The organism is Amycolatopsis sp. NPDC052450, assembly GCF_044547565.1.
Classification (GTDB): Bacteria; Actinomycetota; Actinomycetes; order Mycobacteriales; family Pseudonocardiaceae; genus Amycolatopsis.
In genome coordinates, this window is record NZ_JBIUAQ010000031.1 from 12,614 (window position 1) to 33,894 (window position 21,281).

Here is a 21,281-nt window from a genome sequence, read left to right on the forward strand (position 1 = left end):
TCCCGATGAAACGCCGCCGCGCTCACGGACCGGTGAGCGGTCGCCTCAGATCTGCGGCACCACGGTCAGCCGTCGTCCGTTGAGCGGCTGGGGCGCGCGGGCGTTGCCGTCGCCGAACAGGCCCTGGAACCGCGCGATCGTCGACGGCGAGACGGTCTGCTCGGACATCAGGAACCACTGCACGCCTTCTTGTCTGTGCTCCTGGCCCTGATGACCCTTTTTCCCGTCGTGGACCCGGTTTCGCGAACAGGCGCCTGCGACGGAACGGAAGGGGTGACCGTCGCGGTCGGCATGGCGGCCGAAGTGCTCGTGCGGTGCGTGCCCGGCTCACCCGGTGACGCGCGGACCGCGCTCGAGCGGTCCGGGCTCGCGGTGCGACTGGGGAGCGGAACCGGGCCGTACGGGGATTCTCGCTACGTCTGCGTCGTCGAGGGCGTCCCCGGCGGCGATTCCTGCACCGGCCATCGGGACGGGGCGCCGTTCTGGAAGGTGTGGCGGGTCGGGCTGGACCCGGTCGCCTGGCGCGAATCCCGGACCCAGGGCGGGCCCGGCGCGGTGCCGGTCTGCCCGGGCGGGCTCGTCGGATTCGGATTCGGGGCCAGGACTTCACAGCTGCCCGTGGCGCCGGATCGAATGGTGACGACGCCTCGGTGGCTTCCGCCGAGGTGTGACCAGCGTCGCTGATCAATACCCTAGGGGGGTATGTAAAGTGATGGTGAGAGCGGCGCCCGAGCCCGCTCCACGATCGCGGGTGGCACCCGCACTAAGGACGCGCACGATGAACACGCACGCTCACGGCACGCACGACCACGAACCCGCCGGGCTCGCGTCGACGAAGGGTGGCTACACCCTCGCGCCCACCACCACGATGCTCGTTCCGGGAATGATCCGCCCGTTCACCTTCCGCGTCCTCGGTCCCGACGGGGCGCCGGTGACGGCCTACGACGTCGAACACGAGAAGCGCCTGCATCTCATCGTCGTCCGCCGCGACACCGCCGGCTTCCAGCACATCCACCCGGAACTGGGCGAGGACGGCACGTGGACCGTGCCGCTGGCCGTCGACGAGGCGGGGGTCTACCGCGTCTTCGCCGACTTCAAGCCCAGCGGTGGAGTCGCGACGACCTTGGGGGCCGACCTCTTCGCCGCCGGGGACTTCCGTCCCGTCGAGCACGCGCCCTCGCGGGTCGCGGAGGTCGACGGATACCGGGTCGAACTCGAAGGCGAACTCACGCCGGGCAAGCCGTCGAAGGTGACGCTCACCGTCACCGAAAACGGCCGTGAAGTCACCGATCTGCAGCCGTATCTGGGTGCTTACGGGCATTTGGTCGCCTTGCGCGGCGGCGACCTCGCGTACCTGCACGTCCACCCGGACGGCGAGCCCGGTGACGGCCACACCGCGGCTGGGCCGACGGTCACGTTCTTCGCGGGAGTCCCGACCGGCGGCACTTACCGGCTCTTCCTCGACTTTCGGCACGGGGACAAGGTTCGCACCGCCGAATTCACCGTCACCGCTTGACGCCCTGGCCGACCCTCCTCCACTATGAACACGTGTTCATGAACTGGTGTTCATAACGGAGGAGGTTCTGGGATGTCCGGCATCGTCAACACCGCTCAGGCGGAAGCGTGGAACGGCTACGAGGGACGGCACTGGGCCGAGCACGACGAGCGCTACGACGCGGTGAACAGCGGGTTCAACGAATTCCTGTTCGGCGCGGCCGGGATCGGCGAGCGTGACCGGGTGCTCGACATCGGCTGCGGCAACGGGCAGGTCACCCGGCTCGCCGCCGTCCGTGCCCCGCTCGGTGGCGCGACCGGGATTGATCTGTCCGCGCCGATGCTCGCCACGGCGCGGGCCCGCGCGGAGGCGGAAGGTGTCGCGAACGTCGTGTTCGACCAGGGTGACGTCCAGGTCTTCCCGTTCGGTGAAGATGTTTTCGACGTCGCGCTCAGCCGGTTCGCGGTGATGTTCTTCGCCGATCCTGTCGCCGCCTTCACCAACGTGCGCCGCGCACTGCGACCCGGCGGCAAGCTCGCGTTCCTGTGCATGACCGAACTCGCCGGAACCGATCTGGGTGCCGTTTTCGCCGCGCTGGCACCGTTTCTGCCGACCCCGACCGGCGAAGACGGAACCGGCCCGACGTCGTTCGCCGATCCGGCGCGGGTCCGCTCGGTGCTGAGCGACGCCGGATTCCTCGACGTCGCCTGCACGCGTGTCGAGGCCGATCAGGTTTGGGGGAGCGATGTGCCGGACGCGGCCGGTTTCATGGCGGGCTGGGGGCCGGTCAAGTATCACCTCGACCAGGCCGGAGCCGAAGCCGCGGCCGGCGCGCGGGAAGCTCTTTCGGCCGCGCTCCGGCCTTTCGACGGACCGGGCGGTGTCCGCCTGCGCGGCGCGGCGTGGCTGGTCACGGCTTCCGCGCGCGGCTGAGCCCCGATGTCACCGAGGAAAGCGGCGGTCCTGCGCCACACCGAAGACGGCCGGAGCCTGCGCGAGCACCTGATCGCGACGGCCGCGGACCTGATTTCCGCCAACGGCACCGCGGAACTCACGGTTCGCGCCATCGCGCGTGCGGCCGGGGTCGCCGACGGCGTGCTGTACAACCATTTCTCCGACAAGGAAGAGTTGCTGGCCAACGCGTTGGCCGAACACGTGCGGAGGGTCGAAGCCGGTCTCGGCGAGCTGCCCGCGCCCGGTTCGGGTACGGTCGAGGCCAATCTCCATGCCCAGCTGTCCTACGGTTTGGCTTTGCACAAGGAGATCCTGCCCGCGTTCGCCGGGTTGCTCGCCCGCCCCGCCGTGCTCGCGCGGTACGGAGAGCTGGGCGAGGCCGCGGAGACCTGGCGAGACCGCCTCGCCGAATACCTGTGCGCGGAAAAGGAACTCGGCAGGCTGGACGGCGATGTCGAAGCGGCGGCGGCGATGCTGGTCGGGGTCTGCCACGAAACAGTGCTCGCCGGCCTGCTTCCGCACGGGCCGAAAGTGACCACCACGCCGAGTACGGAAGCAGTGGTCACGACGGTGCTGGAGGGCATCGCGGCCCGATGATCCCCGGCACGGGTTGATCCTCGCCCGTTTTGGGTAACCCGATTGTGCGACTTCAGCAGGGAGGCCGCGTGCAACGGGAGGGGTGGCTCCATGATCAGCGTCGCGGAGCATCCGGTGCCGGGGACCTGGGTGCTCGACCTGCGAGCCACCACGCCCCGGGCCTTGCCCGACATGCGAGCCTGGGTCGTCAGATGCCTTCCCGATCTCGGCGAGGGTCACCGTGACGACGTCCTGCTGGCGGCGACCGAACTCGTCGCCAACGCCTACGTGCACGGAGGTGGCGCACGCCACATCCAGTTGTGGCGCGGCGTGACACCGTGTGCCGTCCGCATCGAGGTCGCGGACGTCAGCGTCGAACAACCCCGGGCGCGGTGTTCGCAGATCGAGGACCCCCGCGGGCGAGGGCTGCTCGTCGTCGACGGCGTGGCGGTGCAATGGGGCGTCCGGCGCGAGCCGGTTCGAGGCGGAAAGATCGTCTGGGCGCATATCCGCTGCGACGGAGGCTGCCCGGAAGCGCTTCCACGTGTGCGCGGGAAGCGCTCCCGGAGCTGACTCAGGCCGCGCGGCGTGCGGTGAGCAGGCCGAGAGCCGAGATGGCGGCGAAGCCGAACAACAGCCACCTCGCCGACGTGAGCACCGAAGGGCCGCCGAGGTTGACCAGCAGGCCGGCGACCGCCGCGCCGAACGCGGTCGACATCGTCAGGACCGTGGCGATCCCGGCGGCGGCCTTCCCGCCTTCGCCCTCCGGTGCGGAGGTCATCGCCGCGACGGACAGATGGGGCATCGCGATGCCGATTCCCATGCCACCGAAGAAGAGCACCGGCAGCCACGCGAGAACGAGGGGCAGCGGCGGCTGTTCTGTCTGCAACAGGCCCAGCACGGCGAATCCGGCGGCGAGACAGGCCGGCCCGGCGAGCACGAGCCGCCGAGTCTCACGAGCCGAAGCGCTGACGAGCTGGCTCACCGACCAGCCCAAGGACAGCGCGGCGGCGAAGAACCCCGCTGCCGCGGGCGGCAGTCCGCCCAGCCGCTGGCCGAAGAGCGGCAAGAACGTCTCCACCGAGACACCGGACGCCAGCACCATGATGGTCAGGTAGATCCACCGCAGCCGCGAACCCGGCCGGTACACCGAACCGGGCAGCACACTCGCCGTCGCGCGCTTTTCCGTCACCAGGAACGCGGCCACGAGAACGAGACCCAGCGCGATGAAGCCCGCCATCGCGAGCGTGCCGGAAAGGATCCCGGCCATGCTCACCGCTCCGGTCGCGCCGACGATCAAGGACAGCGACACGACCGGAACCGGCGGCGCCTGCGCCGGACGTTCACCGCGGGGGAGCGCCCGTGGCACGAAGACCGCCAGCGCGGCCGCCACCACGGCAATTACCACGAACGCGGACCGCCACGAGCCGAACTGTGCCGAGAACCCGCCGAGCGCCGGGCCCGCGAAGTTGCCGACCCCGAACATCGCGGAGATCAGGGCGCTTCCCCGGCTCCACAGCCGGGGCGGCAGCGCTGAATGGATCAGGGCGAAACCCAGTCCGGTCAGCAGACCGGCGCCGAGCCCCTGTGTCCCGCGGCCGACGAGGAGGACCGGCATCGACGGGCTCACCGCGCACAACACCGAACCCGCGGCGAAGACGCCGAAGCCGATCAAATAGGAACCCTTGCCGCCGAAGCGGAAAAGGGCTTGACCCACCACCATGGTCGCGACGACCTCGGCGACCAGGAACGCCGTCATCGTCCAGGCGTACAACGGCCGTCCGCCGATGTCCTGGATCGCCGTCGGCAGCAGGCTCGCCGCCACGTAAATGGTGATCGCGCCGACGAGCACGCCACCCGCCAACACCACCGAAGTGCTCGTATGACGGCCCAGTTCTCGCCAGGATCCGACGTCTTGCCCGATGCTCACGCGTTTCTCCTCGTTGTCGAAAGGATTGCGCTTCGCATCCTGTCGGCGCGGGGAGCCCCGGTAATCGGACAAATCGGACGTGAATTACGTCACATTTTCGTGCGGCCCTCGATGGCGGCACGGGCCGCCTCGACCGACTTCCGGACGACGACTTCCGTGGAATAGCCCTGTTTCGTGAAGACGCCGTCCAGGTAGAACGTGCCGTAGCCGTGTGCCTGGGTGAACAACTGCTCCATCAGTTCCAGCCCGTCCTGTGGCCGATCGGCGACGGTGAGGCAGAGCATGACGAACTGGTCGGTCAGGCGGCGGGTCTGCTCGTGCAGGTCGGCGTGCTCCGGGCCCTGCAGTCCGTCCGCGTAGATGACGTTCATCCCTGCCCGGCGTTCGATCAGGTACTCCGTGTACGCGCCGGCGGCCGCGGCGAGCGCGGCGACGGGCTCACTCTCGGCCTCGACGGCGTCGTGCACCCTGTCGGCCAGTTGGCAGGCGACACTGGTCGCGATCGCGGCCAGCAGGCTTTCCTTGGTCGGGAAATGCCGGTACGGCGCGCCGGGGCTGACCTTCGCGCGCCTGGCGACCTCGGCGACGGAGAACGCGCCGAGGCCCTGTTCGGCGATCAAGTCGAGCGAGACCCGCACGAGTTCGGCGCGGAGGTCGCCGTGGTGGTACTTGCCGCCCATGTCGTGGATCACACCGTTCAGGTCGCGGAATATGTAAGAGCCCTCTTACGCTAGTTGTAAGTGACCTCTTACATGGTCTCACTGTTTCTCGGAGGGTTTCATGACGACGACCACGCACGCCATCGCCGCGCCGTCCCCGGGCGCCGCACTGTCGCCGACGACCATCGAGCGTCGCGACCTGCGTCCGGACGACGTGCTGATCGACATCGCGTACGCGGGGATCTGCCACAGCGACATCCACCAGGTGAAGGAGGACTGGGGCAGCGCGATCTTCCCGATGGTGCCGGGCCACGAGATCGCCGGCGTCGTCGCCGCGGTCGGCTCCGACGTCACGAAGTACCAGGTCGGAGACCGCGTCGGCGTCGGCTGCATGGTCGACTCCTGTGGCGAGTGCGAATACTGCCTCGCGGGCACCGAGCAGTTCTGTCTCAAGGGCAACATCCAGACTTACAACGGAGTCGGCTTCGACGGCGAGAACACCTACGGCGGGTACAGCCGCCAGATCGTCGTGAAGGACGGCTTCGTCTGCCGGATTCCGGAAGGGATCGGCCTCGACGTCGCCGCCCCGCTGCTGTGCGCGGGCATCACCACCTACTCCCCGCTGAACCGCTGGGGTGCCGGACCGGGCAAGAAGGTCGCCGTCGTCGGCCTCGGCGGGCTCGGCCACATGGCGGTCAAGATCGCGGTCGCCATGGGCGCCGACGTCACCGTGCTCAGCCAGAGCCTGAAGAAGCAGGAAGACGGCCTGAAGCTGGGTGCGAAGGACTACTTCGCGACCGGTGACGCGTCAACGTTCCAGACGCTTCGCGGCCGCTTCGACCTGATCCTCAACACCGTTTCGGCGACGCTGCCCGTCGACTCCTACCTCGGCATGCTGCGGGTCGGCGGAGCCATGGTCAACGTCGGCGCGCCCGGCGAACCGCTGTCCTACAACGCCTTCTCGCTGCTCGGCGGCAACAAGGTGCTCGCCGGTTCGATGATCGGCGGCATCGCCGAGACCCAGGAGATGCTCGACTTCTGCGCCGAGCACGGCATCGGCGCCGAGATCGAGACGATCTCGGCCGACCAGGTGAACGTGGCCTACGACCGGGTCGAGAACAGCGACGTCCGCTACCGGTTCGTCATCGACGCGGCGACCATCGGCGCCTGACTTCCTCTGTCCGTGAAGGCCTCCTTGAGGGACCCAGAGTCCCTCAAGGAGGCCTTCACGGACTCGGGAAGCGTCACATCAGCAGCAGGGGCACGGTGTTCATCGCGGTGTGCGCGGCGATCGGCGCCCACAGGTTGCGGTAGCGCGACCACAGGTAGCCGGTGAACAGGCCGAAGAACCCTTGGAAGGCCACGATCGCGCCCAGCGTCAGCGGCAGTGATCCCTGCCCGTGCGTCGGCAGGTGCAGCCACGCGAACAGCAGCGACGCCAGCAGGATTCCCGGCCACCGCCCGAAAAGCGCTTCCAGCCGGGTCTGCAGCATGCCGCGGAAGAAGACTTCTTCGAGCACGTTCGCGGTGAAGAAGGTCAGCGTCGCGCCCACCGCCAGGTACACCGGATCCGGGTAGTCCTCCGCGGTCGGCAGCGGCGGCGCGAGCGGGCCGAGGACGTAGAGCCAGCCGAACACGAGCACCGCGGGAATCGGCGCGAGCCATTGCCACGTCTGCCGGGGCCGCCACGTGATCCGGAACGGATCCGGTTTCCCTTGGGAGCGCAGGGTTCGCAGGAGAATCAGCGGCAGCACCAGGAACACGAGCGGCTTGGCGAGCCCCCAGATGTCGCGGACCAGCGCCTGCTGTCCCGCCATCGACACGAGGAACAACGCCAGCGGCCACACAAAGGCGATGAGCGCCAAGGCACCCGCTTGGCGGCGCAGGGCGCGGCGGTCGTCCACCTCGGCGGGCAACGACGGTGCGCGGAGCGGGATCGCGCGGACCAGCAGGATTCCCGCCAGCGCGGGAATCACCGCGCCCCAAAGGGAAAGCCGTTTGTCCGAGTCCGCGGACGGCTGGATCGTGTCGTTCCCGGTCGCCAGCAACAGCGCGGGTGCCGCGAGGAAGACCACGAGTCCGCCGATGAGGGCGATCCTGGCGGCTTCCGGGCGGGCACCGGTTTTTTCCATCACCGGGCAAGGATCTTCGAAGCGGGCGCGACCGCGCGTCATCACTTCGTAGGATTTCAGCCGACCGCGATGACCTTTTCCAGGCTGCGCAGGCACAAGCTGAGCGCTTCGTGCTTCGGTGTCTTCCCGTCCTGCACCGCTTCCCAGCCCGTGTAGAGCAGGGCCCACAGCAGTTGCAGCAGCCATTCCTTCGACATCGCCGGATCGATCGTGCCTTCGGCGTGCCCGCGCTCGATCAGCCTCAGCAGCGACCGGTCGTCTTCGCTCTCGTCCTGCCATTCGGGGCGGGTCACCAGATCCGGCATGGTGAAGAGCAACTGGAAGACGTCGCCGAACTCGAAGTACTCCTGGCACAACCTCGCCAGCGCGGCCGGAGCCGGGCCTTCGTCGAGCCGTGCCCGCCGGGTGCCTTGGGACACCTTGTCGAGGGCGTCGTGGCTGATGGCGTCGATGAGGTCGGAGCGTTCCGCGAAATACCGGTGCACCGTGGTGCGACCGACGTTCGCGGCCGCCGCGATGTCGGCCAGCGTGGCGCTCGGTTGCTTCGTCAGTTTCTCGATGGCCGCGTCCAGGATCGCGCGCCGGGTCCTCGCCCGGACACCCGTCTCGGTGACCACACCCTCACTCATGGCCGGTACCGTACCTCGCTCTCCGATATGGAACTCAGTTGACGATTTTAGAACATGCGTGTTCCATTGAGAACCATGGATACTCCACGATTGAAGGTGCTGTGGTCGTTCGCGCGGCCACACAAGGGGGCACTCGCGATCGGCCTGGTACTCGCCCTGCTCGGCTCCGCGGCCGGTCTCGCGACGCCCATGGTCACGAAATGGGTGCTCGACTCGCTGGGCTCGTCGGCGTCGCTGGCGGGACCCGTGCTGGCGCTGCTCGGCTTGATGCTGGCCGGCTCGGTGATCTGGCTGACGCAGTGGATCCTGCTCGGCACGGTCGGCGAGCGGGTGGTGCTGAAGGCCAGGGAATCGATGGTGCGGCGGTTCTTCCGCGCGACGATCCCGGCGATCACGAAACGGCCGACGGGGGAACTGGTCACCCGCGTCACCTCGGACACCGTGCTGCTGCGCGAGGCCGCGTCGTCCAGTGTGATCGGGCTGATCAACGGCGTCGTCATGCTCATCGGCACCTTGGTGCTGATGAGCGTGCTCGACCCGGTGCTGCTCGCGACGACGGTGGCCGCCGTGCTCGTGGTGATCGCGCTGTTCGCGTGGCTCATGCCCGCCATCGCGAAGGAACAGGAGAAGGCGCAGGACCGGGTGGGCCGTCTCGGCGGCGTACTCGAGGGCGCGCTGCGGGCGATCCGCACGGTGAAGGCCAGTCGCGCCGAAGACCGGCAGTCCGAACGGGTCCTGGTCGACGCCGAAGCCGCCACCGTGCACGGCGTCCGCGCGGTTCGGCGGGAGGCCGTCGCCTGGGTGGTGGCGTGGACCGGCATCCAGGGCGCGATCCTGGTGATCCTCGGCCTCGGTGCCTGGCGCGTCGGCGCGGGTTTGCTCGAAGTGTCGAGCCTCATCGCGTTCCTGCTGTACGCCTTCGCGTTGATGGACCCGATCACCGAACTGAGCCAGAACATGACCGCGTTGCAGGCGGGCATCGCGGCGGCGGGGCGGATCCGGGAAATGGACGCGCTGGAGGTCGAAGAGGACACGGTGGCCAAGGCGCCGGAAATCGCGGACGGGCGGGACGGCCCGGTACTGGAACTGCGCGGGGTGACCGTGAGCTACGGCGGCGATCCGGCACTGCGGGACGTGTCACTGAAGATCCCGAGGCGCGGGCACACCGCGATCGTCGGGCCGTCCGGGGCGGGCAAGACCACGATGCTGTCGCTGATCATGCGGTTCGTCCGGCCGCGGTCGGGTTCACTGCTGCTGGACGGGCGTGAGTACGCGGACCTGCCGTACGCGGAGGTACGGGCACGGCTGGCCTACGTCGAGCAGGAGACGCCGATCGTGCCGGGAACGATCAGGGAGAACGTGCTCTTCACCCATCCGGACGCGACCGAGGAGGAGGTGTGGCGGGCACTCGGCGAAGTCCGGCTGAGCGACAAGATCGCCGCACTCGACGACGGCCTCGACACCCCGCTTTCGTCGACGTCGGTGTCCGGTGGGGAACGGCAGCGGATCGCGCTGGCGAGGGCGATCCTGCGCACGCCGGACGTGGTGTTGCTGGACGAGGCGACCGCGCAGGTCGACGGCCGGACCGAGAGCGCGATCCACGACTGCATCCGGCGCCTGGCGCGCGAAGGGGCCGTGGTCACCGTGGCGCACCGGCTGTCCACGGTGATCGACGCGGACACCATCGTGGTGATGGAGGACGGCCGAGTGCGGGCGAGTGGCAGCCACGAACAGTTGCTCGCCACCGACACGCTGTATCGCGAACTGGTGGAGGCACTGCGGATCGCGGGGGAGGGCGCGCCGGTTCCCGGCTGATCCGCTCAGGCGGAGACGGCGCGGACTCCCGGCGGCATCTCGCGGTTGATCTCGTCGAGCCGGGTGGCGACGGTCCGGCAGGGTTCGCAGTCCGCCAGATGCGTGGCGATCAGATCCGCACGGCGGCCCGGCACGCCGCCGCGGAGCCACGCGCCCATGCGGCGCCGCGCTTCCCGGCAGCACGGCGTGCCCGCTTCGGGGACCTGCGCCTGGAGGAAGGCTTGGCGCAGTCCTTCGCGGGCCCGCAGCGCCAGGACGGAGGCGCCGTTGGGCGACACGCCCAGCAGTGGCGCCACCACCTTCGGCGAGTCTCCTTCGGCCTCGGTCCGCCACAACACGGTCCGCCAGCGGCCGGGGAGCGCGCAATAGGCGCGCCACGCCAACCGGGCGTTCGAGCGGCTGATGAGCAGTTCCTCCGCGCCCACGACCCCGGCGGCCTCTTCGACCGCCGGGGTCGTGCCGTACAACTCGACCCGTTTGTGGTGATGGCTCCACTTGGCCGCGAGATTCCGGATGGTGACCGCGAGATAGGGGCGGAGGTTCTCCCGCGGGCCGCCGCCCGCGCGAATGACGCTCAGGACCCGCACGAAGGCCTCGGCGACGAGGTCGTCGCGTTCGGCCGGCTCGGCGACCCAGCCCGCCGCGATCCGGCGGAGCGGCTCGGCGTGCCGCCGGAAGAGCGCCTCGCCGGCGTCGATGTCGCCGGCACGGAAGGCGTCGAGCAGCGTGGCGTCCACTGCGTCCTGCCCGGCGTCGTCCCTCATCTCGGCCACCGTAACCCGGACGCGGGCCGATCGCGACGACCACGATGTCATCGGTCCCGGCCTGCCGTGTCCGGGATGTGGGAGCGGGAATGAAAGGCGGACCGCCGATGTCGCATCCGTCATGGCCATCCCTTTCGACGACCCGGCCTGGGAGTCGCTGACCGGGCCGCACGCCCACTTCGCCGAAGGCTTCGGCCAGGTCCTGCGCTACCAGGTCGACGTCGCCCCGTTCTTCGCCCTGCCACCCGAACCGGACGAGAGCGTGTGGGCCGACGTCGCCGCGTTGGCGGGCCCGGGGGCGACGGTCACCGTCCACAACGCACTGCCCGTCCCGGACGGCTGGGAGATCCTCGGCAGGATCGCCGGGGTCCGGCTGGTCGACATCGCGCTCGAAGCCGCCGAAGACCCCGAAGCCGTCCTGCTGAGGCCGGACGACGTCCCGGAGATGCTGGACCTCGTCGAGCGGACCCAACCGGGGCCGTTCCGGAAACGGACCATCGAATTGGGGACATACCTGGGAATCCGGCGTGGCGGCGAACTGATCGCGATGGCGGGCGAGCGGCTGCACCCACCCGGCTGGACCGAGATCAGCGCCGTCTGCACCGATCCGGCGTATCGAGGCCAAGGACTGGCGACGCGGCTCATCCGCGCGGTCGCGGCCGGGATCCGGGCCCGCGGTGAGCTCCCGATGATGCACGCGGCGGCGGCGAACACCCCGGCGATCCGGCTTTACCGGTCGATCGGTTTCGAAGTCGTACCGCGGCCGGACTTCGTAACCGTCCGGGTGCCGGGCTCCTTGTGAAGTTGCTCTAACGAGGGATTTCAGAAACTCGCGATGGACTGAACAGCACGGCCGGGCCAGACTTCGCGCCATGAAGGCATTGGTCAAAGCCGACCGAGCACCCGGGCTGGAACTCACCGACGTGCCGGATCCCGCCGTCGGCCCCGGCGACGTCGCCGTCCGCGTGCTGCGCGCCGGGATCTGCGGTACCGATCTGCACATCGACTCCTGGGACGACTGGGCGGCGCGCACCATCGCCGCGCCGCTGGTCATCGGGCACGAGTTCGTCGGCGAGGTGGTCGAGATCGGCCGGTCGGTGACGACGGTCAAGGTGGGCGACCTGATCAGCGGCGAGGGCCACCTGGTCTGCGGAAGCTGCCGCAACTGCAAGGCCGGGCGGCGCCACCTGTGCGCCAGGACCAAGGGCCTCGGCGTGCACACCGATGGCGCCTTCGCCCAGTACGCCGTCCTGCCCGAGCAGAACGCCTGGGTACACCGCACCAAGGTCGACCTCGACATCGCCGCGATCTTCGACCCGCTCGGCAATGCCGTGCACACCGCGCTGTCCTTCCCGGTCATCGGCGAGGACGTGCTGGTCACCGGCGCCGGCCCGATCGGCATCATGGCCGCAGCCATCGCACGCCACGCGGGCGCGCGCAACGTCGTCGTCACCGACGTCAGCGAGCACCGCCTGGAACTGGCCCGCAAGGTCGGCGTCGACCTCGCACTGGACGTCTCCACCTCGACCATCGCGGACGCGCAGGAGCGGCTCGGCATGGCCGAGGGCTTCGACGTCGGCATGGAGATGAGCGGGCGGCCCGAGGCGCTGCGCGACATGATCGCGAACATGTCCCACGGCGGCCGCGTCGCGCTGCTCGGCCTGCCCGCCTCCGACGTGTCGGTCGACATCGCCGCCGTCGTGCTGAAGATGATCCAGATCAAGGGGATCTACGGGCGAGAGATGTTCGAGACGTGGTACTCGATGTCCGTGCTGCTGCAGGCAGGGCTGGACATCTCGCCGGTGGTCACCCACCGGTTCGGCTACACCGAGTACGAGAAGGCGTTCGCGACGGCCAGGGAAGGCCGCTGCGGCAAGGTCATTCTGGATTGGACGGAGAACTGATGTACGGCGCGATGCGCGACGACCTCAAGGCCGGGCTCGCCGAGATCCGGGAAGCCGGGCTGTACAAGGGCGAGCGGGTGATCCAGGGGCCGCAACGGGCTTCGGTCAGTGTCGCCGGCGGCGACGTCCTCAACTTCTGCGCCAACAACTACCTCGGCCTCGCCGACCACCCCAAGCTGGTCAAGGCCGCGCAAGAGGCGCTGGACCGCTGGGGCTTCGGCATGGCGTCGGTGCGGTTCATCTGCGGGACGCAGCAGCCGCACAAGGAACTCGAGGCGAAGCTCTCGGAGTTCCTCGGCACCGAGGACACGATCCTCTACAGCTCCTGTTTCGACGCCAACGCCGGGCTCTTCGAGACGTTGCTGACCGATCAGGACGTCATCATCTCCGACGAGCTCAACCACGCGTCGATCATCGACGGCGTCCGGCTCTGCAAGGCGAAGCGGATGCGCTACCGCAACCGCGACGTCGCGGACCTGGAAGCCCGGCTGAAGGAGGCATCCGGCGCTCGGTACCGGATGATCGCCACCGACGGCGTGTTCTCGATGGACGGCTACCTCGCGCCGCTCGACGAGATCTGCGAGCTGGCCGAACGCTACGACGCCCTGGTGATGGTGGACGACTCGCACGCCGTCGGCTTCACCGGCCCGACCGGACGCGGCACGCCCGAGCTGTTCGGCGTCCAGGACAAGGTCGACGTGCTGACCGGCACCCTCGGCAAGGCCCTCGGCGGCGCGAGCGGCGGCTACACCTCGGGCCGCGCGGAGATCGTCGAGATGCTGCGGCAGCGTTCGCGCCCGTACCTGTTCTCGAACTCGCTCGCGCCGTCGATCACCGCGGCCGCGCTCGCCACGCTGGAGCTGTTGGACTCCTCCGGTGAACTGCTGGGCAAGCTGCGCGCCAACACCGAGCTGTTCCGGCGCCGGATGACCGAGGCCGGTTTCGACCTGCTCCCCGGCGAGCACCCCATCATCCCGGTGATGATCGGTGACGCCGCCAAGGCCGGGAAGATGGCGGATCTGCTGCTCGACCAGGGCATCTACGTGATCGGGTTCTCGTACCCGGTGGTCCCGCACGGCAAGGCCCGGATCCGGACGCAGATGTCGGCCGCGCATTCGACCGACGACGTCAACCGGGCCGTCGACGCGTTCGTGACAGCAAGGTCCATGATGGACGAATGATCGATCCGCGACGGCTGCGGGTACTGCGCGCCCTCGCCGACCACGGCACCGTGACGGCGGCGGGCCAGGCGCTGCACCTGACGCCGTCCGCGGTCTCCCAGCAGCTGGCCGCCCTCGAAGCCGAGTGCGGCCAGCAGCTGCTTCGCCGCCGGGGCCGCCGGGTTTCGCTGACCCCCGCCGGTGAACTGATGGTGGTGCACGCCAACGCCGTCGCCGCCGAACTGGAACGGGCGCGGGCCACGCTGGCCGCGCTCGATTCCGGTGTCCAGGGCATGGTGCGGCTGGCGAGTTTCGCCTCCGCGATCACGATGGTCGTCGCGCCGGCGATCGCCGCGTTGCGTACCGGTTCGCCAGGGGTCTCCATCCAGGTGCAGGACGTCGAGGGGCACGCGAGTATCCCGCTGCTGCTCGACGGCGAGATCGACCTGGCGATCACCGAGGAGTACCGGCTCTCGCCACGAACGGATGAAAGCAGGCTTACCCGGTTCCCGTTGTACGTGGAGCCGTTCGACGCAGTGCTGCCCACCGCGCACCGGCTCGCCGAAGCGTCCGAAGTGGACATCGACGAACTCGCCGACGACGACTGGATCGCGCCGAAACCCGGCAATCCCTGCCGCGACGTGCTGATGATCGCGTGCGCCAATCCGGAGATCCGGCACGTCTCCGACGATTTCCACGCGATCACCACCCTCGTCGCCGCGGGCGAGGGCGTGGCTTTGGTGCCGCGCAACGCTTTCACCGCCGTGCCCGGCGCGGTCGCCGTCCCGCTGCGCGGCGAGCCGCCACTGCGCCGCGTGTTCGCCGCGGTCCGGCGGGGAAGCGCGGACCACCCGCTCCTCAAGACCGCGCTCTCCGCGCTGCTGGACGCGGCGCCCGGTCATGCGAATGCGGACCGGGCGAGCCACACCTAAGATCCTCCTCACCTGCCGTCGAAGGAAAGACAGGGTGCGGATGCTCCAGATCGATGGCCTCACCTGGATCGTCACGATCGGGCTGGTGCTCGGGCTCCTGGCACTCGACCTCGTCCTCGCGGCCGTGCGGCCGCACAAGGTCGGTTTCGGCGAGGCGGTGGCCTGGTCGGTCGGCTACATCCTGGTCGCGGTGGCGTTCGGCGTCTGGCTGACGCTCGCGCACGGTGGCGACTTCGGGCAGCAGTACTTCGCGGGTTACATCGTCGAGAAAAGCCTGTCGGTCGACAACCTCTTCGTCTTCGTGATCATCATGACGACCTTCGCGGTACCCGAGGAACACCAGCACAAGGTGCTCACGTTCGGCATCGTCGTCGCGCTGATCATGCGCGCGATCTTCATCGCGCTCGGCGCCACGCTGCTCTCGTTGTTCTCCTTCATGTTCCTGCTGTTCGGATTGCTGCTGATCTACACCGGCGTCCAGCTCTTCCGGCACCGCGACGAAGATCCGGACGTCGAGAACAACGTGGTGGTGCGGACCGCGCGCCGCCTGCTGCCGCTGTCCACCGAATACGACGGCGGCAAGCTGTTCACCCGCGTCGAGGGGAAGCGGGTGGGCACGCCGCTGGTGGTGGTGCTGCTAGCGATCGGCGGGATCGACCTGCTGTTCGCGCTCGACTCGATCCCCGCGGTCTTCGGGGTCACCGACGAGCCGTATCTCGTCTTCGCGGCCAACGCCTTCGCCCTGCTGGGCCTGCGTGCGCTGTACTTCCTGGTCAAGGGCCTGCTCGACCGGCTGGTGTACCTGTCCGCCGGGCTCGCGATCATCCTCGGGTTCATCGGGATCAAGCTGATCCTGCACTGGGCCCATGTGGACATCGACGAAAGCGTCCCGGAGATCTCGACGCCGGTGAGCCTCGCGGTGATCATCGGCATCCTCGTCGTGGTGACGGTGGCGAGCCTGCTCAAGACCCGCAAGGATCCGTCCGCCAAGGCACATCCGGGCTCGCTGCGCGGCTCCCGACCCGAAGAGGACTAGCGCCAGCCACGTTCGAGGAGATCGAAGATTCTCTCGACGTCGTTCCGCGGATCCTGCCTGCCCCTGGTGAGCGCCGGAATGTCCAGTACGAATCGCGCGAGCGCGTGGCAGGCGATGTCGTCGGAGTCCACGCCGGCGTCCTCGGCGATGGCGGCGCCGAGGGACTTGGCGTGCCGGGTCCACATGCGCTCGCCGTACTCCTGTAGCGCGGGAGTTCCGCTCACCAGCGCGGTGAACCCGGCGTACTGGGGGTGCGCCGTGAGCGGCAGCCACGTGGCGAGCACGTACTCGCGCAGCGCCTCGACGACGCCCTGGTCTTCCGGCCGTTGCCGCACCGCGGCGATCAGGTTCGCTTCCCGGTCTTCGGACTCGTCGAAGACCAGCGCTTCCTTGCCGGGGAAGTGTTTGAACAACGTCGTGGTCGAGACGTCGGCCGCCTCGGCGATGTCGCGGATGCTCACCTGGTCGTAGCCCCGCTCCAGGAACAACTTCAGCGCGGCGTCCGCCAGCGCCTGGCGGGTGGCCGCCTTCTTGCGTTCACGCCGTCCCGGTGTCTCCATGAGCGCACTGTACCGCATGAGTTGTCACAGTCACTAAGTTGACTCGTTGCACGTTTTAACTCGTTCTGCTTTTCTGGAGTCATGACGATCAGCATCATCGGAGCGGGCCCCGGCGGCCTGACCTGCGCCCGAATCCTGCAGAAACACGGCATTCCCGTGACGGTCTACGACCGAGACCCGCATCCCCAGGCCCGTAACCAGGGCGGCACCCTCGACCTGCGCGCCGACGACGGCCAAGTGGCCCTGCGAGAAGCCGGCCTGCTCGCCGAGTTCTTCGCGCTCGCCCGTCCGGAAGGACAGGAGATGCGCAAACTGGATCCTCTTGGGCGTCTCTTGGAGCACCATGTCCCCACCGAAGGGGAGATGTTCAAACCGGAGATCGACCGCGGTCAGCTCCGTGGTCTGCTCCTCGACTCGCTGGAGCCGGGCACTGTCCACTGGGGACGGACGCTGGATCGCGTCGAGGCCCCCGGGCGCCTGCGGTTCACCGACGGAACGACCGTCGAGACGGACTTGGTCATCGGCGCCGACGGCGCCTGGTCACGGGTCCGCCCGGCGGTTTCGCCCGCTGTGCCCGAGTACGCCGGGATCACCTTCCTGGAGGCCTGGTTCGACGACGTCGAGAACGCGCACCCCGAACTCGCCGAACTCGTCGGCCAGGGTGGCGCGATGGCGGCCGACGGCGACCGGTGCCTGTTCGCCCAGCGCAACAGCGGCGACCACATCCGGGTCTACATCATCCAACGCCTGCCGTCGGATTGGATCGGGTCGGATCCGGAGATCCGCGGCCGGCTGCTCGACGCGTTTTCCGGCTGGTCGCCGACGATGTTACGGATGATCACCGACAACGACGGGCCATACGTCGATCGCCCGTTGTACGTCCTGCCCGTCCCGCACACGTGGGAGCACACGCCAGGCGTGACCCTGCTCGGCGATGCCGCCCACCTGATGCCGCCGCTCGGCGTCGGCGCCAACCTGGCCATGCTCGACGCGTGCGACCTCGCTCTCGCGCTGGCAGGCTCCGCCAGTGTCGGCGAGGCTGTCCGGGCTTATGAGGCAATAATGTTGCCGCGATCGGAGGAAGTCGCGCGACAGCTGGAAAACGGTGCTGCTGGGTTGCTCGAGCTCGATTGAGCGTTCCTTCTGCGATCCGGAACTGTCGGTGGCCGGTTTTAGGTTCTGGATGGATACGTCTCACGTCATTGTGGCGCTACTCAAGGACATGACCGAGTCGGATGTGTTGGGGGATAGGGATGTTGTGGCTGTCGGGAGATGTCCTAGTGTTCGAGAACTTCCTGGCCTTGGGCTGAGTTGCGGCACTGCCGGACAGGCTTGTGCCATTACCGAAAAGCGGCAACGTCCGCCGTAGTCGCGGGTCGGACGTCGAGAGATCTCCGCGTGCGCAGGGACTCTCGACCATGGTCCGGGTTGCAACACTGCCGAGCCGGTCTGTGTCGTTGCCGGGAAACGGTGACGCTCGCGGGGGGCGGATGTCAGGAGATCTCCTTGTATGCGGGACTTCCCGGCGCTGGTCCTCCACCGTGGGGCGAGTTGTAGCGCTGCTGCCGAGCCAGTTGTGTCGTTGCCGGAAAATGGCAATGCCTGTGGCGTCTGTGAGGTCCGGAAATTGTCGGTGGTCGGTTGTAGGTTCTGGGTGTGGATACTTCTCGCGCCGTTGTGGCGCTGCTCAAGGACATGACCGAGTCGGATGTGTTGAAGGAGGTCAACGGTTCGCTGAATTCGTTGGGGGATAGGGATGTTGTGGATGTGGCGGTGGCGGCGTCGGAGGGGATCGCGCGGTTGGAGGCGGTCCGGTTCCGGGCTATCGCACGGTTGGGTCGTCATCGTGGTGGGGTGGGGAGTGTGGTGCAGGAGGTGGCGTTCGCGTTGTCTGTTGTGGACCGTCACGCGGGCGGTCTGGTTTCCACGGCGGAGGCGTTGGCCACGCGGCTGCCGCGGACGTTGGGGTTGATGGATCGTGGGGTGGTGGACGGGTTCAGGGCGGCGAAGGTGGCGGCGGCGACGTCGTGGTTGTCGGATGAGGGCGCTCGGGCGGTGGATGTGGTGTTGGAGGATCGGTTGGCGGGGAGGAATTCGGAGCAGGTCCGCAAAGCGGCGAATCATGCGGCGGTGACGGTGGATCGGGAGGGTGCTTCTCGTCGGTCTGAGCATGCGCGGGCGGGCCGCCGGTTGACGATTCGTCAGGGCGAGGCGGGGGTGGCGTCGATCGAGGTGGAGGACGGGCCGGTGGAGAAAGTCACGGCCGCCTACACCCGGATCGACCGGGAGGCACGCGCGCTCAAGACCGGTGCCGAACCCCGCACGCTGGATCAGCTTCGCGCGGATGTCGCCCTGGACCTGCTGCTGGGCGGGCAGGGCGGGAACAGTGAACGGGCCGAGGTGTTCCTCTACATGGATTTGGCCACCTACCTCGGCGTGAACGACGATCCGGCGGAACTGGCCGGGCACGGGTATATTCCGGCGTCGGTGGCCCGGGAGATCGCCGGTGGGCCGGACACGGTGCTGCGGCGCATCATCACCGACCCACTCTCAGGACAGGTACTCGACCTGGGCCGGGACCGCTATCGGCCCACCGCGGGGGTGGGTGAGTTCGTGCGGGTGCGGGATCGGGAATGCCGAAGACCCGGCTGCCGGCGCCCCGCCCAGGCCTGCGATCTTGATCATGTGGTGCCGTGGCAGTTCGGCGGCCACACCAACGCTGACGAGCTGATCGACCTCTGCCGTCGGGATCATCGGCTCAAAGACGAACCCGGCTGGGTTTACTCGCTCGCTGCGGACGGCACTCTTACGGTCACCACACCGACAGGGCAGAGCTACGACAGCTCGCCTCCGCCGCTGCACGAACCTCGGGTGGCCGAGGAACCACCACCGTTCTGAACCCACTGCCGGAAAACGGCAACGGCCACTGTTGTTACCAGGGCGCGGTTCTGTCTCGTTACCGAAATACGGCGATCGTTGTGAGCTCCCACCGCGGCGGTTCCGTGAAACTGGGCGGCCGTTGCCGAAATACGGCCACGAACTTCCCTCAGGACCTCCGAAACGATGGCGGTAGTCGCCGGTTCCGGTGTGCTGCGACCTTGCACGTCCGACCTGCCGCGCTCGGGCCTCATTGCCGAAATCCGGCCACACTCCCGCTCAGGACCGCCGCTTCAGTGACGGCCGCCGCGGTTCGTTACCGGAATCCGGCTACGGTCCAGGTTTCGTGGGGGCCCCGCGGGCCACGTGTGTGGCGACCAAAGCTCCTTCACCGCGACGGGCACATACCGGGTCGTCACGGTCTAGCCCAGGAAGTCACCCACCAGGTCGCTCGATTCGGGGCGGCACTCGTCGAAGTACGCGTGCCGCGCTCCTGCGAAGAGATGCATCCGCGCGTCGGGTATCCGTCTCGTCAGCAACGGTGCGTTCGCCACGGGGGCGAGCAGGTCGTCGTCGCCGTGCAGGACCAGCGTGGGCGCGGTGATCTCCGGAAGCACGTCCCAGGCGTCGTGGGTGTTGCTCGCGACGAGATGCCCGCGTACCGCGTGCGGCGGCATGCCGTGCGCGCCCAGCACCCGATACGGGCCGGGATTCGCCGCGCGCCAGGCAGGTGTGTACATCAGGTTCTCCAGCGTCTCCCGTGCCTCCACCGAGGACCGCCGGGCCAGCGCGAGCCGTACGTCGTTCGACCGCTCGACACCGTGCGTGCCGCCCGGCGAGGTGCAGCCGAGGACGAGCCGCCGCACCCGGCCGGGATACCGCGCGGCCACCCACTGCGCGACCCGGCCGCCCATCGAGGTGCCGTAGACGTCCGCCTCGGAGACCTCGAGCGCGTCGAGGACCGCGATCACGTCGTCCGCGAAACCCGGTGTGGAGTAAGCGGAATCGGGCACGTCACTGGCTCCGGTGCCGCGGTAGTCCATGGTGATCGTGCTCGGGAAGTCCCCGCGTGCGCGGTCCCACCACGTGTGGTCGTTCGCCTGCCCGGCCAGCAGCACGAGCGGCCTGCCCGTGCCGTGCCACTGGTAGGCCAGCCGGGTGCCGTCGGCGGCGACGGCCTGGCCGGTGCGGGGGAGCACGCCGGTCACTGACGCGCCGCGATTCCGTCGTACATGACCCGCCGGATCGCCCGGCTCATGGTGGCCTGCCTTTCCGGTGACGGGTCGCGCAGTTCGGACAGGATCGACGCGAGGATCATGCCGTTGATCGCGCGGGCGGTGGAGTCGACGTCCAGGTCCTCGTGCAGATAGCCGAGGCGGACGCCGTGATGCAGGTAGCCCGCGGTCAGCTCGGCGGCGGTCTCGTAGAAGTCCAGCACCCGTTCGCGCATCTCGGCGTCGATGCCCGCCGCTTCCAGCAGGAGGAAACGGGCCATCCGCGGGTCGCCGCCGAAGATCCTGGCGAGCGCGTCCCCGATCCGCGCGCTCTGTTTGCGGTACTCGGCGAGGCTGTTGACCGCGTCCGGCGCGTTGTCCGCGGCCAGCGCGCCGACCACCTTCTCGACCAGGTCCGTGATGACGTGGTCGACGATGTCCCGCTTGTTCTGGAAGTACCGGTAGAAGGTGCCGTGCCCGATGCCCAGCCGGGCGGCGATGTCGGCGATCCCGGTCGCGTGGTAGCCGCGTTCGGCGAAGCAGTCGAACGCGGTCTCCACGATCTCGCGCCGTAGTTCCTGCTTCTTCCGTGCGGCCCTGCTGACCGGGGTCTCCGTCGTCATTCCGTCAGCTTATTGCCTGAC

The 21,281-nt window shown here is 68.7% G+C and carries 23 protein-coding genes; 14 read left to right on the top strand and 9 right to left on the bottom strand.

Translation table 11 applies throughout. The annotated features are described in order from the left end of the window. Positions 1–45 precede the first annotated feature (45 nt). Positions 46–168: a hypothetical protein gene (locus ACIHAO_RS34765; RefSeq protein WP_396565126.1), complete on the bottom strand. Its 123-nt coding sequence runs from the start codon at positions 166–168 to the stop codon at positions 46–48. Positions 169–210: 42 nt separating this feature from the next. Between ACIHAO_RS34765 and ACIHAO_RS34770 the strand changes: the two genes are divergently transcribed. From ACIHAO_RS34770 to ACIHAO_RS34790, 5 genes are all read left to right on the top strand, one after another. Further along, positions 211–684: a hypothetical protein gene (locus tag ACIHAO_RS34770; RefSeq protein ID WP_396565128.1), complete on the top strand. Its 474-nt coding sequence runs from the start codon at positions 211–213 to the stop codon at positions 682–684. Between the two features lie 94 nt (positions 685–778). Continuing rightward, positions 779–1,516 (top strand): hypothetical protein, encoded by a 738-nt coding sequence (locus ACIHAO_RS34775; RefSeq protein ID WP_396565130.1) that lies wholly within the window; start codon positions 779–781, stop codon positions 1,514–1,516. A gap of 72 nt (positions 1,517–1,588) precedes the next feature. Continuing rightward, positions 1,589–2,428 carry a class I SAM-dependent methyltransferase gene (locus ACIHAO_RS34780; protein WP_396565132.1) on the top strand — a complete coding sequence of 280 codons (840 nt, stop codon included), beginning with the start codon at positions 1,589–1,591 and terminating at the stop codon, positions 2,426–2,428. A 6-nt stretch (positions 2,429–2,434) separates the two neighbouring features. Continuing rightward, positions 2,435–3,046, top strand: coding sequence for a TetR/AcrR family transcriptional regulator (locus tag ACIHAO_RS34785; protein ID WP_396565134.1), 612 nt, complete (start codon positions 2,435–2,437; stop codon positions 3,044–3,046). A gap of 90 nt (positions 3,047–3,136) precedes the next feature. Further along, a complete protein-coding gene (locus ACIHAO_RS34790; protein WP_125797307.1) occupies positions 3,137–3,598 on the top strand; it encodes an ATP-binding protein in 462 nt (153 codons plus the stop codon). Between the two features lies 1 nt (position 3,599). On the opposite strand, the gene ACIHAO_RS34795 is transcribed toward ACIHAO_RS34790, so the two are convergent. Together ACIHAO_RS34795 and ACIHAO_RS34800 are read right to left on the bottom strand one after the other, a co-directional pair. After that, on the bottom strand, positions 3,600–4,955 hold the full coding sequence (locus ACIHAO_RS34795; RefSeq protein WP_396565137.1) for an MFS transporter: 1,356 nt from the start codon (positions 4,953–4,955) through the stop codon (positions 3,600–3,602). Between the two features lie 89 nt (positions 4,956–5,044). Next, positions 5,045–5,647, bottom strand: a complete 603-nt coding sequence (locus tag ACIHAO_RS34800; protein ID WP_396565139.1) for a TetR/AcrR family transcriptional regulator — start codon at positions 5,645–5,647, stop codon at positions 5,045–5,047. A gap of 88 nt (positions 5,648–5,735) precedes the next feature. Here ACIHAO_RS34800 and ACIHAO_RS34805 point away from each other — a divergent pair, with 88 nt between their 5' ends. Next, on the top strand, positions 5,736–6,785 hold the full coding sequence (locus ACIHAO_RS34805) for an NAD(P)-dependent alcohol dehydrogenase (protein ID WP_125786374.1): 1,050 nt from the start codon (positions 5,736–5,738) through the stop codon (positions 6,783–6,785). A 73-nt stretch (positions 6,786–6,858) separates the two neighbouring features. Here the strand turns inward: ACIHAO_RS34805 and ACIHAO_RS34810 are convergent, their stop codons facing one another. Beyond that, positions 6,859–7,746 carry a lysostaphin resistance A-like protein gene (locus ACIHAO_RS34810; protein WP_396565267.1) on the bottom strand — a complete coding sequence of 296 codons (888 nt, stop codon included), beginning with the start codon at positions 7,744–7,746 and terminating at the stop codon, positions 6,859–6,861. A 56-nt stretch (positions 7,747–7,802) separates the two neighbouring features. Further along, positions 7,803–8,375 carry a TetR/AcrR family transcriptional regulator gene (locus ACIHAO_RS34815; protein WP_396565142.1) on the bottom strand — a complete coding sequence of 191 codons (573 nt, stop codon included), beginning with the start codon at positions 8,373–8,375 and terminating at the stop codon, positions 7,803–7,805. A 75-nt stretch (positions 8,376–8,450) separates the two neighbouring features. Here ACIHAO_RS34815 and ACIHAO_RS34820 point away from each other — a divergent pair, with 75 nt between their 5' ends. Beyond that, a complete protein-coding gene (locus ACIHAO_RS34820) occupies positions 8,451–10,190 on the top strand; it encodes an ABC transporter ATP-binding protein (RefSeq protein ID WP_396565144.1) in 1,740 nt (579 codons plus the stop codon). A gap of 5 nt (positions 10,191–10,195) precedes the next feature. On the opposite strand, the gene ACIHAO_RS34825 is transcribed toward ACIHAO_RS34820, so the two are convergent. Beyond that, positions 10,196–10,954 carry a sigma-70 family RNA polymerase sigma factor gene (locus ACIHAO_RS34825; RefSeq protein ID WP_396565146.1) on the bottom strand — a complete coding sequence of 253 codons (759 nt, stop codon included), beginning with the start codon at positions 10,952–10,954 and terminating at the stop codon, positions 10,196–10,198. A gap of 121 nt (positions 10,955–11,075) precedes the next feature. Here ACIHAO_RS34825 and ACIHAO_RS34830 point away from each other — a divergent pair, with 121 nt between their 5' ends. The 5 genes from ACIHAO_RS34830 (at position 11,076) to ACIHAO_RS34850 (ending at position 15,986) form a co-directional block, all read left to right on the top strand. Further along, on the top strand, positions 11,076–11,756 hold the full coding sequence (locus tag ACIHAO_RS34830; protein ID WP_396565148.1) for a GNAT family N-acetyltransferase: 681 nt from the start codon (positions 11,076–11,078) through the stop codon (positions 11,754–11,756). Between the two features lie 70 nt (positions 11,757–11,826). Next, complete coding sequence (tdh, locus tag ACIHAO_RS34835; RefSeq protein ID WP_396565150.1) at positions 11,827–12,858, top strand: L-threonine 3-dehydrogenase; 1,032 nt, start codon at positions 11,827–11,829, stop codon at positions 12,856–12,858. Next, the gene (locus ACIHAO_RS34840) at positions 12,858–14,039 is read left to right on the top strand and encodes a glycine C-acetyltransferase (RefSeq protein ID WP_396565269.1); all 1,182 of its coding nucleotides are present in this window, start codon (positions 12,858–12,860) and stop codon (positions 14,037–14,039) included. Before tdh ends, ACIHAO_RS34840 begins: the two co-directional genes overlap by 1 nt. After that, positions 14,036–14,950 (top strand): LysR family transcriptional regulator, encoded by a 915-nt coding sequence (locus ACIHAO_RS34845; RefSeq protein ID WP_396565152.1) that lies wholly within the window; start codon positions 14,036–14,038, stop codon positions 14,948–14,950. The genes ACIHAO_RS34840 and ACIHAO_RS34845 overlap by 4 nt, the downstream gene beginning before the upstream one ends. A 40-nt stretch (positions 14,951–14,990) precedes the next feature. Then, positions 14,991–15,986 carry a TerC/Alx family metal homeostasis membrane protein gene (locus ACIHAO_RS34850; RefSeq protein WP_396565154.1) on the top strand — a complete coding sequence of 332 codons (996 nt, stop codon included), beginning with the start codon at positions 14,991–14,993 and terminating at the stop codon, positions 15,984–15,986. Here the strand turns inward: ACIHAO_RS34850 and ACIHAO_RS34855 are convergent. Further along, complete coding sequence (locus tag ACIHAO_RS34855) at positions 15,983–16,546, bottom strand: TetR/AcrR family transcriptional regulator (RefSeq protein ID WP_396565156.1); 564 nt, start codon at positions 16,544–16,546, stop codon at positions 15,983–15,985. The two genes, ACIHAO_RS34850 and ACIHAO_RS34855, sit on opposite strands and share 4 nt — an antisense overlap. An 81-nt stretch (positions 16,547–16,627) precedes the next feature. Between ACIHAO_RS34855 and ACIHAO_RS34860 the strand changes: the two genes are divergently transcribed. Both ACIHAO_RS34860 and ACIHAO_RS34865 read left to right on the top strand, forming a co-directional pair. Beyond that, the gene (locus ACIHAO_RS34860) at positions 16,628–17,680 is read left to right on the top strand and encodes an FAD-dependent oxidoreductase (RefSeq protein WP_396565158.1); all 1,053 of its coding nucleotides are present in this window, start codon (positions 16,628–16,630) and stop codon (positions 17,678–17,680) included. A gap of 561 nt (positions 17,681–18,241) precedes the next feature. Next, positions 18,242–19,444, top strand: a complete 1,203-nt coding sequence (locus ACIHAO_RS34865; RefSeq protein ID WP_396565271.1) for a DUF222 domain-containing protein — start codon at positions 18,242–18,244, stop codon at positions 19,442–19,444. Positions 19,445–19,845: 401 nt separating this feature from the next. On the opposite strand, the gene ACIHAO_RS34870 is transcribed toward ACIHAO_RS34865, so the two are convergent. Together ACIHAO_RS34870 and ACIHAO_RS34875 are read right to left on the bottom strand one after the other, a co-directional pair. Then, complete coding sequence (locus tag ACIHAO_RS34870; protein ID WP_396565160.1) at positions 19,846–20,631, bottom strand: alpha/beta fold hydrolase; 786 nt, start codon at positions 20,629–20,631, stop codon at positions 19,846–19,848. Beyond that, on the bottom strand, positions 20,628–21,260 hold the full coding sequence (locus tag ACIHAO_RS34875; protein ID WP_396565162.1) for a TetR/AcrR family transcriptional regulator: 633 nt from the start codon (positions 21,258–21,260) through the stop codon (positions 20,628–20,630). Before ACIHAO_RS34875 ends, ACIHAO_RS34870 begins: the two co-directional genes overlap by 4 nt. Positions 21,261–21,281 lie beyond the last annotated feature (21 nt).